Raw genomic sequence first — 12,368 nt, forward strand, 5'->3', positions numbered from 1 at the left:
TTCGCCGGCGTCCAGCAAGCCCGAGGCATCCGGGCGCTCCGCGTTGGAACCCTGACCACCGGCACCCGGAGGCATCATCGGCGGAACCATCGGCATGCCGCCGCGATCCTGCTGCCCGCCCGGCGGAACCTGGCCACCGGGAGGAGGCGACCAGTCCTGCGGGTTCGACACCGGCGGCGGAGTGCCGATGCCGCCCGGTGGCGGCGTCGAGCCCGGCGGTGACCCCAGAGGGGGCGGCGTACCGATGCCGCCCGGTGGCGGCGTGGAGCCCGGCGACCCCACTGGTGGCGGCTTCGAGCCCGGCGGCGGACCCACGGGTGGCGGCTTCGAGCCGGGCGGCGGAACCTCGCCGGGGCCCCCGTTCTGGTTGTCCTTCGGCGGGCTCTGGCCGGGCGGCGGGCTCACCGGAGGCGGCGGACCCACCGGCGGCGGCTTCGAGCCGGGAGGTGGTTGCGAACCAGGAGGCGGCACCGAGCCCGGCGGCGGGCCCACCGGCGGCGGCGGACCCGGCGGCGGCTTCGACCCCGGTGGCGGAATTTCGTTGAACTGTCCGCCCTTCTGGTTGTTCTTCGGCTGGTTCTGGCCGGGCGGCGGGCCCACCGGCGGCGGCGGGCCCACGGGCGGCGGCGAACCCGGCGGTGGCTTGGAGCCTGGCGGCGGCCCCACAGGCGGCGGCTTCGAGCCCGGCGGCGGTGGGCTCTTCGACGGCGGGCTCTTCGGCGGCGGTGGGCTCTTCGGCGGTGGCGGAGAACCCGGCGGCGGCTTCTGCGGCGGTGGTGGTGGGCTCTTCGGCGGCGGCGGATTCTTCGGCGGTGGCGGATTCTTCGGCGGTGGCGGCGGGGGTGGGCCGCCCTTCTTGTCGATGGGCGGCGGCTTCTCGCCGCTTCCGCCCGGCGGCACCGGCGTCGTGGTCCGGACTTGGTCGACAGTGACGCCGTAGTTGTCCGCGAGCTTCTTGATGGGCTTCTGCATCTCGATGTTCATGGCCTTGACGACTTCTTCGTCGTCACTGACCTTGACCAACCCGTTGTCCATCACGTCCGCCACGCCGCGCCATCTCGCCACCTGGGCGTAGTGCTGGTCGATCTGGTTCACCGCGTCGCGGGCCCAGGCCAGCCAACGACCGTTGTCGTACAGCTTCGACGGGACCGGGTGCACCGTGTCCGGGCCGCCCAGCCGGTCGGCGTTGTCCTTGATGTTGTTGGCCAGGGTCTGGATCTTGGCCAGGAACACGCCGGCCGCCTGGCCCTTCCAGGAGCCGTGCCCCCCGGCGACCGCGTTCGCCTGGGCCTCCAGGTTCTTGGCGACGGCGTGCATGGTCTCCTGGATGTGCAGGAAGGCATTGCCCGCCGCGTACAGCGTGTTGGGATCGACCTCGTGCCAAGCCTGTTCCCACAGGGCGTCGCTCGACAGGGCGGCACCGCCCCACAGCGCGGCCTTGATCTGCTTCCAATCCCAGGCTCTGAAATCCTCGTCTTTTCCGTCTTGGTAGGGCGCCTTGTGGTTGATGAACACCGCGTGCTCGTCGATTTCGTCCTTCCGGAAGACGTCCGCGTCGTAATCGCCGAACTTCAGCCTTTCGTTCTCTTCCGACTCAGCCATCGCCCATCACGCTCCCTAGAAGACCAAACCAAGATCAGAATTCAGCGCCCGTACGCCACCGGCAGGCCCCGCCACGGCCCGGCCAGCGCGCCAGAACCGCCGTCCACCACCGGCACCGGACCCGCTACTTCGAGCGCGAGCTCGAGTCGATGAAGCCGAACGAGTCCCGCATCACCTTGTTGAGCTTGTCGGTGGTGAGCTTGTTCAGCTCTTCGGTGCTGTCGTAGTCGACGATCAGCTTCCGGACCTCGTCCCGGACGTTCGCCAGCGCGATGTCCAGCCCGTCCATGTAGTTGCGCACGTTGCTCTTCAGGCCGGGATCCTTCTCACCGGTGCCCATGATCTTGTCCCGCAGCTTGAAGGCGACGTTGAACCCGCCGGGCAGGACGTTCACCTCGTCGGTCTTCTTCTTGGATTTGCCGATCATGACGCGCAGTGCTTCCACATTGTCGGCGAACACCGCGAGGGCCTTGGTGTTGACGCTGATGACACCGTCGCCGCCCTTCTTCTTGTCGCCGCCATCGCCCGGCACCTTGGGAACGTCGCCCACCGGGGTCTTCTCAGTTCCCGGAATGTCGGAGGGGCCGTCCTTGTAGTAGTCCTTCCCGTCCTGCGGGCCGTCGTCCCAGTCCGGCGGGGGGATGTCCTCCGCCTTGGTTTCGTCGTTGAAGATCGGGTCGTTCTCGTGCTTGTCGGAAACGTCGAGGTACTTCTTCCACGCCGCGTCGGTCTCCGAGAACCCGCCCGACGAGTCCGGGTTGAGCGCGACCATGCTCCCGTACGCGTGCAGGTACTTCCGGTCCTGCTCCGTGAGCCAGCCGTGATCGACGAAGGCGTCGATCTTCGACCAGTCGGCGACCTTGGTGTCCTTCCAGGCGTCGCTCGCCAGGTAGTAGTCGAGCCCCTTCAATTCTTCGGCCATTGCGAACCTCCCTTTCTTCAGAACCTGTCGCGGATCTCAGCCGCGAACGGCCGCCGGAGAAGTCCGAAACCTCCCCGGCGGCCGAACCGCGGATCGCGGCAGGTCAGCGGCTGCCATCCCAGATCTGCTTGGCCCGCTGCTCGGTGGTGCCGTAGTTGTCCGAGATGGAGAGCAGGGTCTGCCGCCCCGACTCCAGGTAGACCGGCATCTGGTCGGCTTGCTGGTTCCATTCCAATTTGGCCGCCCGGTAGGCTTCCTGGGCGACACCGGACCAGTCCGCGAGGGTCGCCTCGACCTGGGCCTCCATTTCCGAGAGCGCGCTCCGGACGCGGCCGTTGACCGCGTTCATCTCGTCGAGGGTCATGTCCGCGACGTTGAAGTCGAACCTGTAGTCGGACAATCTCTTCTCCTTACGATTCGGGAGGGATGTGCGTCAGACGCCGGGCAGGGCGCTGGCGAAGGACTGGGCGGTGTTGGCCGCGTCGTCCTCGGACGCCACGTAGTCCTTCGTGTTGACGCCCATCACGTCCATCATGTTGATCAGCTTGTTGATGATCGTCTGGAAGGAGCGCTCCCAGTTGTCCATGGCGGCGTTGAAGTTCTTCGACGCGGTACCGGTCCAGCTGCCCTGGAGGCTCGCCATCATCGAGTTGATGCGCCCCAATTCCTGGGTGAACTCGGTGGCCCGGTCGCTGAAGATCTGCGCAGCCTGCTGCATTCCCGGCTGCGACGTCTGCACCTGCGGAAAGTTTGCCATTCAGGAACTCCTCCGGTCTCTGTTGGACCCGCGGTCATGCGCCGGACCGGCCGACTCACGGGCGCGGGCACCTGTCAAGTCTCCCGCCGGGTTCGCCGCGCGCCCAGCCGATCCGGTACGCCTTCCCGAAAGGCAGGCAGCCTTGCCCGTTCCGGCAAGCCGGGGTTTTCCAGATCACCTCGAGCCCCCGAACGGGCAAACTCGAGGCCACCGAAGGCAATCCGACGAGCAGCCCGCGTTTCCGCGGGGTCGTTTCAGATCCGGGCGCGAGCCCGTGCGGGACGTGGCCGCCTGAGGCGCAGGGTGGCGATTTCGCGCGAAATCAGCACTCCACGTGAGGGTGAGGTGGCGCGCGAAATCGGCGCCAGGTACCAGGTGTCTTCGGATGAGCCGGGCGGAGCCATTCTGGAACGACCTCTAGCCCGCACCACAGGCGCTCAAGGGCCTGACATCGTCTGGCCACAATGCTCGCCGGCGGGTTCGCACACGCCGGCGCGAAGAATTACGAATGGGACATTCCGGTATCGCACAACATTTTCGCGGAGCCGGATTCACCAGGGCCGCGCGGGTGCAGTTCCGATCGGAACTGCACGCCGAGCAGCGCCGCACCCGCGGCGGGGTGCGTCATTTCGTGGGGAAGACCCCGCCGAGGTCGCTCTCCCAGCCCACCCACGGGCCGCTGGCGGGGATCGCCTGGTAGGTCTGCTCCATGCCGCCCCGCTTGCTGATCCCGTAGACGGCCAACCTGCCCTGCGAATCCTGGGCCGAGGACACCAGCTTGGCGATGCTGCCGCCGTGGTCGTGCCACTCGCTCCACACCGCGCGATCCGGCAGCTGGAAGATCTCCTCCACGGTGCCGTTGACGGTCAACACGTGCACGACCACGCAGCCCTTGGGATCTGCGACGGCCAACGGTCGCCCCGTCAGCTGGCCGCCCCGGCTCTGCCAGCCCCGCCAGGTGTCCGACGCAGCGCTCAACTCGACGTTGTCGAGCAGCGAGCCGTCCACAGTGAGCGAGAAGACCCGCAGGCTGCCCTGGTCGTCCATGGCCACCGCGGGAGGCCCGGTCGTGGTGCCGCCCAGGCTCCGCGGGGCGTTCCAGTCGTCGACGGCGAGCCCGGCCTGCGCGATCGTCCGCAGCTGACGGTCCGGTCCGGCCGCGAAGATGCGCAACTTCCCCTTGGAATCCCGGATGAGCGCGGGATCGTGGGCCGCCAGCATCGGAAGGCTCCGCCACTCGGTCCAGGCGCTGCCCCCGGGCTGGGTCTGCTGGGCCGTCCACAGCGACCCGTCGGCGGCCCGGGCCACCACGACCAGTTTGCCCACGGCATCCTGCGCCACGGCGGGCATTCCCACGAGGTTCGTGCCGCCGAGCACGCGCCAGTTCGCCACCCCGCCGGTACTCGGCTTCACCTGGTAGTTCTCCATCAGGGCACCGTTGGTACCAATGGCGAAGGCCACCAGCTCGCCATTCGCGTCCGTCGCGATGACCGGGTCCCCCGCGGCGCTTCCGCCCAAGTTGACCCACCCGGTGGTGGCCGATCCCGAGGACGGGGCGGCCTGGGTGCTGCTCAGCACCTCGTGGTTCTGCCCCTTCGCCACCACCACCAGTCGCCCCGCCTTGTCCAGGCGGGCCGATGCCGCGGGCAGCGGGGAGACCTGCGTCGGCTGCGCCGCGTACGTCCCCGTCTCGACGGGGAGCTGGATGCCTGCGGGGTCGCCCGCGTTGATCCAGGGCGGGCGCTGCTCGCCCAAGGCCTGGCTGAACACCACGACCGGGGCCGCGATCAGCACCAGCCCGCCGAGACCGGCCAGCACCAGCAGCTTCTGGTCCTTGCGCCGATCCACCCTCTTGATGGGCATGGTCGGCTGGTCGAAGACCCGGGAGAACCCCTGATTCGCACCGGATTCGGCAGGTTTCGACGAGCCACGGTTGCCGGACGGGTGATCCGATCGACCGCCGGCCGAGAACAAACGCACCTGCCACCCCCATCCCTGTCAAGAGGCCATCGCTGATTCCAACACTATCGGGAATGACCTTGGGGCAGAATGCACCCCCGCACACCGACCTGGTGTACAGACGTACATGTCTTCAGGGTCCCGGAGCGCACCCGTCGCCCGGCGCGGCGGGGCCGGAATCCGCCCCGGAACACGACTGCGCCGCTGCCGCGGTTCGCGGCAACGGCGCAGTTCAGCCTTCGACCGGCCCCGTCAGAACGGGTAGAAGCTCGGCCCGTCGACGGTGGCGATGTTCAGGCCCGCACGACCGTCGTAGGTGACCGACCCGATGACGCCGTCACTGTTGGCGTTGACGATGTCCACCCGCTCGGGGCCGTTGCCGCCGTAGTTGAAGTCCTGGCACGAGCCACTGCGGACGACGTAGGTGGAAAAACCGCCGCGCTCAGTGAACGTCGCGTAGGAGTCGTAGGACCCCTTGGAGCACAGCTTGAAGACGCCCGGGGTGGCGGCCTGCGCGGTGCCGAACGTCCCCATGGTGAGCGCGGCGCCCGCCGCGACGGCGAGGGCGATTCCCCGACCCGTCCAACGCTTGGTGGCCTGCTGCATCAAGTGTTCCTTTCAGCGGTTTTCACTTGCAGAACAAGTCAAGCAAGTGCGGGACCGATTGGCCGCAATCCGCGTCGCGCAGATGACATCCGGGCAACAGCACTGCCCGATCGTACTGTCCAAGAGCGCGAGCCCCGCTGGGCCGCAGGTCGTTTCCGCGTTGGGACGGCCAGATTCCAACGACGGACGCCGCTCGACGGAATCCCATTCTCTCCCAAGCCGAACGCAACAATTCGATGCGCCACGTATTGCAACGACAACTGATCATGCCGTAGCGGCACAGTTTTCAGCGCGGGCACCCTCGAATTCCATCCCAGTCCACAAGAGACAGTTGTCGACCGGAATCGGTAAGCCCCGAACAAAAGGCCGGGTCATCCGTCGAGGAAGCGCAGCAGCTCCGCGGTGACGAATTGGGGGTTCTCCTCGGCGAGCCAGTGCCCCGCGTTCGGCACGTCCACCGCTCGCACGATGTTGGTCATGCGCGGCGCCGCGGTGGCCCGGATCGGGTCGAGCTGCCCCTGGGCGGTCATGAGCAGGGCCGGGACGCGTATCGGTGCTGCTGCCAAGGTGTCGCGGACGTCCTTGTCGAGGGCGCGGTAGAGCTCGAAGCCACCCGACAAGACCTCGGGCCGGCGGTAGGTCCGCGCGTACTCGTTGATCTCGGCGTCGGTGAACGGGGATCGATCCGAGGTGCCACCGAACGCCGTTCCACCGAACGAGACCTGCGGGTAGAACAGTGCCAGGTACTCGCGGACGTCGTCGCCGACCACCGCCTCGGGGACCCGGCGCTGGGAGTGGAAGGCGATGTGCCAGCTCAGTGAGCGGTATGTGGACGCATCGATCGCGGGCCCGGGTAGCGGCAGGTCGAGGTAGCCGAGTCGTGCGGTGTCGGCGGGGAACTGGGTGGCGTACTGGAACGCCACCGCGGCGCCGAAGTCGTGCCCGACGACGCGGGCGTCGCGCACCCCGAGCCGATCGGCCATCAGGGTGTGCACGTACCGCGCCAGAGTGGCTTTGTCGTAGCCGGTCGGCGAACCGGTGCTGTCACCCAGCCCGGGAAGGTCGACGGCGTAGACGGTGTGGTGCTTGGCGAGCTCCGGCATGATCGGCCACCAGCCGAACCAGGTCTGCGGCCAACCGTGTATCAGCACCACTGGCGTGCCGCTGCCGCCGGTCACATAGTGCATGCGGACGCCGTCAACGTCGGCGAACTCGTGCCGGAAAGCGCTCTCGAACTCCGGGGCGCCCTGGGTGGCGACGGCGTAGGGGGGAACGTCGGCGGCTGGCGTGGCGCAAGCCGTAGCGACGATCGTGAGCAGGACGGTGAGTGTGACGGTCGCCGCCGCCCGCGCGGATCGGAGGGAGCGGCGCGGCGACGGCCGTGTTGCGGTGATCATGTGTTCCTGTCCTGGAAAAGGTGTTGGAGTCAGCGCCCGGTCGTGCCGTCGATCAGTTCGCGGAGGATGTCCGCGTGGCCGGCGTGGCGGCCGGTCTCTTCGATCATGTGGGTGAGTGCCCAGCGGATGCTGGGAGCGGGGCGGTCCGGCCGCGGTCGAGGGACCGGTGCGCCGAGATCGGCGCACTCGTCGAGAACTTTGTTCGCACGCTCGACCGTCTTCCGGTAGCGGGCGACGACATCGGCCACGCTGTCCGCTGGTGCGGCCTGGAACGTCGCCTGCCAGTCGGTGACGTCGTCCCCGAGGAACATCGAGCGCTCGACGAAGGTCAGGTGGTTGAGCAGGCCGAGCAGGTTCGTGCCCGACGGCACTCCGGCTGTTCGCACCTGCGGTTCGGGTGCACTGTCGACCTTCGCGGCGATCGAAGCCCGGAGGTAGTCGAGGAATCCGCGCAGGGTCTCGGTCTCGCTGCTTCCGGTCCGGGGCGGCGGGGTGTCGCCGCGGCGGGAGGCGGTGCGCATGGTGGTCTCCTTCGGTGGGGAGCGGCTTTTCGCGCCGGGTCAGGCGGTGCGGCGGATGAGCAGGACGTGATCGGTGACCTCGGCGGTGCGCCCGCCCGGGCCGGTCGCGATCCGGCGGGGTGCGTCGGCCCGCTCGACCATCCACGTCGCCGGGTCCAGATCGATACCTGCGGCGACCTCCTGCGGGCTCGGGTACCGAACGTCGGAATCCTGGTTCCACGACCACGGCGCGGCCGAGCCGTGGTCGACGACCAGCAGCAGCCCACCCGGGCGCAGTGCGTGCGCGGCGGAGCGCAGGACGGTTGATCTGTCCAGGCCGAAGGAGGTGTGGAGGTAGTGGGCGCAGATCAGGTCGAATCGGCCCTGCGGGAAGGACTTGTTCAGGTCATGCCGATCGGCGATGACCAGGTCGCCCAGGCCACGTGAGCGGGCAAGGCCGGCGAGCCGCTCGACCGCCACGGCCGAGATGTCGACGGCGGTGACGTGCCAGCCCTGGCGGGCGAGCCACAGCGCGTCGCCGCCATCGCCGCATCCGAGGTCCAGCACATCGCCGGGCGGCAGGCCCGTGACCGTCTCGACGAGACGATCGTTCGGCCGCGGGTCGATGGCTGCCGTCCGGGCCGCGTAGACGCCGTCCCAGAACGTGACCGCATCGGTGGTGCTCATCAAGACTCCTTCTGTCGGCACGCGCTCAGTTTCGCCAGGCCCGCCACGATCTGGCACGAAATCTTGCGGTTCCGGCAAGATGGCCTCGTGGACAACGAAACGGAAGACGTGCTCGACGCAGTGGGGCCGCGGCTGCGCGCGCTGCGTCGCGACCGCGGCATCACCCTCGCCGACCTCTCGGCAACGACCGGGGTGTCGGAGAGCACCCTGTCCCGGCTGGAGAGCGGCCAGCGCCGGGCGACCCTGGAGTTGCTGCTGCCGCTGGCCCGTACCTACGACGTTCCGCTGGACGATCTCGTCGGCGCCCCGCGCACCGGCGACCCCCGGATCCACCTCAAGCCGATCCACCGGTTCGGGATGACCTTCGTGCCGCTGTCCCGGCGGCCGGGCGGGATACAGGCGTTCAAGATGATCATCCCCGCCCAGCCGAAACCGCTCGAACCGACCCCGCAGACCCACGACGGCTTCGAATGGCTGTACGTGCTCAACGGACGCCTGCGGCTCGTGCTCGGCGACCGCGACATGACGTTGCCGCCCGGAGAGGCAGCCGAGTTCGACACGTCCATGCCGCACTGGCTGGGCAGCGCCGACGGCGGAGTGGTCGAGCTGCTCATCCTGTTCGGCCTACAAGGGATGCGCGCGCACGTACGAGCCGACCCCCATCGGTCGCCCCACGGCGAAAGCCAGCGGTGAGCCCACCGCGAGACCACCTGTTCATGTCAGCAGCGATCCTCGCCGCGCAGAAGCCACAGCCGACGACGCCGCGCCCGACGATCAGCCGGCAGCCGTGACCGCCCACGAACCTGGTCGATCCTTCCGGTCGCCACAGAGATCGCCTGAGCGCAGGAGCGGGCGGCTCGCGAGGAATCCTTATCGTCCAGACTCCGTCGTCCACAAGCGAGGCTCACTGACGATCGTTGACCCACAACGGAATTTCACTTTGAACGCCGAAAGATCGCTACAGGGAGGACCGGGTCCCGCGGGCAGGAACCGGCGCCGGTCCCATGTGCCCTGATTCCCCGGACATCAGTCTCCAGTTCTCGGCGCGTCTGATAGAGATGGCCTCATGTCAACCGCACAACCGTCGTCACGGCTTCCCCGATGTGAGCTGTGTGGCGGCCCCCAGATCGGCAACCTCGGCCTGGTGAGTTCTCACCACGTCGGGGTGCACCCGAATGCGCGCACGCTGTGGGCACGACCGCTGTCAACGTTGAGCGCGATCCTGTGCCTGCAGTGCGGCCATACGAAGTTCTTCGCCAACGAACTCGCAAAGATCCGCGAGGAAGCAGAAAAACATCCCGAGCGGTTCACCTGGTGATACCGCGAATACCCGACGACATGAGCAAGGAACGGAAGGTCCTTCTGCCGTGATGAACCGTCACGCGCACGTACCGGGCTCACCGGGGCGGCCGATGGCGACGAGCACTGGGGGCGCATTTCGGCGAGGATTCCCGCCTTCTGCACGGCGATCTCCGGCGACGTCTCGCCCAACACCTCCTGGTGGTCGAGTCCGATCGACGTGAGCACGGCGAGCTTGTCCGTCCGCGCGATTGCGTTCGTCACCTCGATTTGCATCGCGGTACGCGCCGGACTGCCCCAACTCGCTCGACGCCGTCGTCGGGGCAGTCCGGTCAGGCACGATGGTCATGGGAAGACGACCGTGCTTTGGCCGTTGAGCAGCACCCGGCGCTCGCAGTGCCAGCGCACCGCGCGGGACAACGCGAGCGCCTCGGCGTCACGCCCCACGGTTTGCAGCGCACGAGCGTCGTAGGTGTGATCGATCCGAATGACCTCCTGCTCGATGATCGGCCCCTCGTCCAGATCTGAGGTGACGTAGTGCGCGGTGGCACCGACGAGCTTGACGCCGCGGTCGTAGGCCTGGTGATAGGGCTTGGCGCCCTTGAACCCGGGCAGGAACGAGTGGTGGATGTTGATGGCGCGGCCGTACAGCGCCTTGCTGGTCTCGTCGGAGAGGATCTGCATGTACCGCGCCAGCACGACCAGGTCGGCATCATACTCGTCCACCAGCTGCAACAAGCGCGCTTCGGCAGCCTCCTTCGCATCCGGGGTGACCGGGACGTGCACGAACGGCAGGCCGGCGGACTCGGCCATCGGATGCAGGTCCTGGTGGTTGGACACCACTGCGACGATGTCGGCGCCGAGGCTTCCGGCCCGCCACCGGTAGATCAGGTCGTTCAGGCAGTGGCCCAGTTTCGAGACCATGACCAGAATCCGGGCGTTGCTGTTCGCGGTGAACTCGTAGGTCATCTGGAATTCGGCGGCCACCGGCGCGAATTCGCGCGACATCTTCTCCAGATCGGTGCCGTCGGGCGCCGTGACCTGGGTACGCATGAACACCCGGTCGCGCACGGAGTCGTCGAACTGCCGGTGCTCACCGATGTCGCATCCGCGTTCGAACAGGTACCCGCTCACCGCGCGCACGATGCCCGTGCGGTTCGGGCAGCTCAAAGTGAGGGTGAAGGTGTCAGTCACGCAGATCTCCTCAGCACTCCACGATGTTGAGAGCCAGCCCACCGCGGGCAGTCTCCTTGTACTTGTCCTTCATGTCGGCGCCGGTCTCGCGCATGGTCTTGATCGCTTTGTCCAACGACACGTGATGCGCGCCGTCGCCGCGGACGGCCATCCTGGCCGCGGTGATCGCCTTGACGGATGCGACGGCATTGCGCTCGATGCAGGGAATCTGCACCAGTCCGCCGACCGGGTCGCACGTCAGGCCCAGGTTGTGTTCGATGCCGATCTCGGCGGCGTTCTCGACTTGTTCGGGGGTGCCACCGATGATCTCGGCGAGGCCGCCGGCGGCCATCGAGCAGGCCGAGCCGACCTCGCCCTGGCAGCCGACCTCGGCGCCGGAAATGGATGCGTTCTCCTTGAACAGCAAGCCGATGGCGCCCGCGGTCAGCAAGAACCGCACGGCGTCGTCGTCGGTGAACTCGGGCAGGAACTTCTGGCTGTAGTGCAGTACTGCCGGCACGATCCCGGCAGCGCCGTTCGTGGGGGCGGTGACCACCCGGCCTCCCGCGGCGTTCTCCTCGTTCACCGCGAGCGCGAACAACATGACCCACTCCATCGCGTGCAGTGAGTCGGTTTCGTTCGCACTGGACTCCAGTTGCGCCCGCAGCCTCGCGGCACGACGACGGACCTTGAGTCCGCCGGGCAGTGTTCCCTCGGTGTGCGCGCCGCGGTCCACGCACTCGCGCATCACCGACCAGATGTGCAGCAGCCGTGCGCGAATCTCGTCTTCCCCACGCCAGGACAGCTCGTTCGCGAGCATGATGTCGCTGATGCGCAGCCCGCTCTCCCTCGTGAGCGCGAGGAGCTCGTCGCCCGTGGTGAAGGGGTAGCGAACCGGCGTGTCGTCCTCGACCAGCACCGGTCGTCCAGCCTCGTCCTCGTCGAGCACGAACCCGCCGCCGACCGAGTAGTACTCGCGACGGTCGATCTCGGTGCCGTCGAAATCGTAGGCCGCGAACACCATGCCGTTGCTGTGGAAGTCCAACCGCTTGCGGCGATGCAGGATCACGTCGTCAGCCGCGGAGAACTCGATCTCGTGCTTTCCGCCGAGACTGATCCGCCCGTCGGCGCGCACTGTCTCGACCGCCGGGTCGGCGGCCACGGGGTCGACCAGATGTGGCTGCTCACCGGCCAGCCCGAGCACCACGGCCTTGACACTTCCGTGCCCGTGCCCGGTGGCACCGAGCGAACCGAAGAGTTCGCATCGCACGCGGGCCGTGCGGCCGAGCGTCCCAGACTCGCGAAGCCGGGTGACGAACAGGTAAGCAGCCCGCATCGGGCCGACCGTGTGCGAGCTCGAGGGTCCGATCCCGACCTTGAACAGGTCGAACACGGAGATGGTCATCAGCGGCTCCCTGGTCGCATCATCGCACCTCAGATATTGAACTAATATATCAATTCAGTGC

At 67.8% G+C, this 12,368-nt stretch carries 12 protein-coding genes and 1 pseudogene; 1 reads left to right on the forward strand and 12 read right to left on the reverse strand.

Going from position 1 to position 12,368, the window contains the following annotated elements:
• From AB0I53_RS08970 to AB0I53_RS09010, 9 genes and pseudogenes are all read right to left on the reverse strand, one after another.
• Positions 1-1,602, reverse strand: a pseudogene (locus AB0I53_RS08970) (hypothetical protein); the annotation flags it as partial.
• 124 nt (positions 1,603-1,726) lie between these two features.
• Positions 1,727-2,524, reverse strand: a complete 798-nt coding sequence (locus AB0I53_RS08975; protein WP_358598792.1) for a hypothetical protein — start codon at positions 2,522-2,524, stop codon at positions 1,727-1,729.
• 103 nt (positions 2,525-2,627) lie between these two features.
• Positions 2,628-2,924 carry a WXG100 family type VII secretion target gene (locus AB0I53_RS08980; RefSeq protein WP_132490886.1) on the reverse strand — a complete coding sequence of 99 codons (297 nt, stop codon included), beginning with the start codon at positions 2,922-2,924 and terminating at the stop codon, positions 2,628-2,630.
• 33 nt (positions 2,925-2,957) lie between these two features.
• On the reverse strand, positions 2,958-3,281 hold the full coding sequence (locus AB0I53_RS08985) for a WXG100 family type VII secretion target (RefSeq protein WP_358598795.1): 324 nt from the start codon (positions 3,279-3,281) through the stop codon (positions 2,958-2,960).
• Between the two features lie 624 nt (positions 3,282-3,905).
• Positions 3,906-5,144 carry a hypothetical protein gene (locus AB0I53_RS08990; RefSeq protein WP_358598798.1) on the reverse strand — a complete coding sequence of 413 codons (1,239 nt, stop codon included), beginning with the start codon at positions 5,142-5,144 and terminating at the stop codon, positions 3,906-3,908.
• Between the two features lie 348 nt (positions 5,145-5,492).
• Positions 5,493-5,846: a hypothetical protein gene (locus AB0I53_RS08995; RefSeq protein ID WP_358598801.1), complete on the reverse strand. Its 354-nt coding sequence runs from the start codon at positions 5,844-5,846 to the stop codon at positions 5,493-5,495.
• A gap of 371 nt (positions 5,847-6,217) precedes the next feature.
• Positions 6,218-7,243, reverse strand: a complete 1,026-nt coding sequence (locus tag AB0I53_RS09000) for an alpha/beta hydrolase (protein WP_358598804.1) — start codon at positions 7,241-7,243, stop codon at positions 6,218-6,220.
• Positions 7,244-7,272: 29 nt separating this feature from the next.
• Positions 7,273-7,764 (reverse strand): DinB family protein, encoded by a 492-nt coding sequence (locus tag AB0I53_RS09005; protein WP_358598807.1) that lies wholly within the window; start codon positions 7,762-7,764, stop codon positions 7,273-7,275.
• 39 nt (positions 7,765-7,803) lie between these two features.
• A complete protein-coding gene (locus tag AB0I53_RS09010; RefSeq protein WP_358598810.1) occupies positions 7,804-8,430 on the reverse strand; it encodes a class I SAM-dependent methyltransferase in 627 nt (208 codons plus the stop codon).
• A gap of 87 nt (positions 8,431-8,517) precedes the next feature.
• Between AB0I53_RS09010 and AB0I53_RS09015 the strand changes: the two genes are divergently transcribed.
• Positions 8,518-9,123: an XRE family transcriptional regulator gene (locus tag AB0I53_RS09015; protein WP_358598812.1), complete on the forward strand. Its 606-nt coding sequence runs from the start codon at positions 8,518-8,520 to the stop codon at positions 9,121-9,123.
• Between the two features lie 459 nt (positions 9,124-9,582).
• On the opposite strand, the gene AB0I53_RS09020 is transcribed toward AB0I53_RS09015, so the two are convergent.
• The 3 genes from AB0I53_RS09020 to AB0I53_RS09030 all read right to left on the reverse strand — a co-directional run bounded on the left by AB0I53_RS09020 (position 9,583) and on the right by AB0I53_RS09030 (position 12,307).
• Positions 9,583-10,005: a hypothetical protein gene (locus AB0I53_RS09020; RefSeq protein WP_358598815.1), complete on the reverse strand. Its 423-nt coding sequence runs from the start codon at positions 10,003-10,005 to the stop codon at positions 9,583-9,585.
• 69 nt (positions 10,006-10,074) lie between these two features.
• Positions 10,075-10,923 (reverse strand): formyltetrahydrofolate deformylase, encoded by an 849-nt coding sequence (purU, locus tag AB0I53_RS09025; RefSeq protein WP_358598817.1) that lies wholly within the window; start codon positions 10,921-10,923, stop codon positions 10,075-10,077.
• 10 nt (positions 10,924-10,933) lie between these two features.
• Complete coding sequence (locus AB0I53_RS09030; RefSeq protein WP_358598820.1) at positions 10,934-12,307, reverse strand: L-serine ammonia-lyase; 1,374 nt, start codon at positions 12,305-12,307, stop codon at positions 10,934-10,936.
• Positions 12,308-12,368 lie beyond the last annotated feature (61 nt).

Origin of the sequence: Saccharopolyspora sp. NPDC050389 (assembly GCF_040655595.1) — a bacterium.
Classification (GTDB): domain Bacteria; phylum Actinomycetota; class Actinomycetes; order Mycobacteriales; family Pseudonocardiaceae; genus Saccharopolyspora.

What these genes read in the sequence shown, in the direction of transcription:
- AB0I53_RS09010 (WP_358598810.1), bottom strand. Translation starts at nt 8,430, where the DNA reads ATGAGCACCACCGATGCGGTCACGTTCTGGGACGGCGTCTACGCGGCC.
- AB0I53_RS08985 (WP_358598795.1), bottom strand. Translation starts at nt 3,281, where the DNA reads ATGGCAAACTTTCCGCAGGTGCAGACGTCGCAGCCGGGAATGCAGCAG.
- AB0I53_RS09000 (WP_358598804.1), bottom strand. Translation starts at nt 7,243, where the DNA reads ATGATCACCGCAACACGGCCGTCGCCGCGCCGCTCCCTCCGATCCGCG.
- AB0I53_RS08990 (WP_358598798.1), bottom strand. Translation starts at nt 5,144, where the DNA reads ATGCCCATCAAGAGGGTGGATCGGCGCAAGGACCAGAAGCTGCTGGTG.
- AB0I53_RS09030 (WP_358598820.1), bottom strand. Translation starts at nt 12,307, where the DNA reads ATGACCATCTCCGTGTTCGACCTGTTCAAGGTCGGGATCGGACCCTCG.
- AB0I53_RS09020 (WP_358598815.1), bottom strand. Translation starts at nt 10,005, where the DNA reads ATGCAAATCGAGGTGACGAACGCAATCGCGCGGACGGACAAGCTCGCC.
- AB0I53_RS09005 (WP_358598807.1), bottom strand. Translation starts at nt 7,764, where the DNA reads ATGCGCACCGCCTCCCGCCGCGGCGACACCCCGCCGCCCCGGACCGGA.
- AB0I53_RS08995 (WP_358598801.1), bottom strand. Translation starts at nt 5,846, where the DNA reads ATGCAGCAGGCCACCAAGCGTTGGACGGGTCGGGGAATCGCCCTCGCC.
- AB0I53_RS08975 (WP_358598792.1), bottom strand. Translation starts at nt 2,524, where the DNA reads ATGGCCGAAGAATTGAAGGGGCTCGACTACTACCTGGCGAGCGACGCC.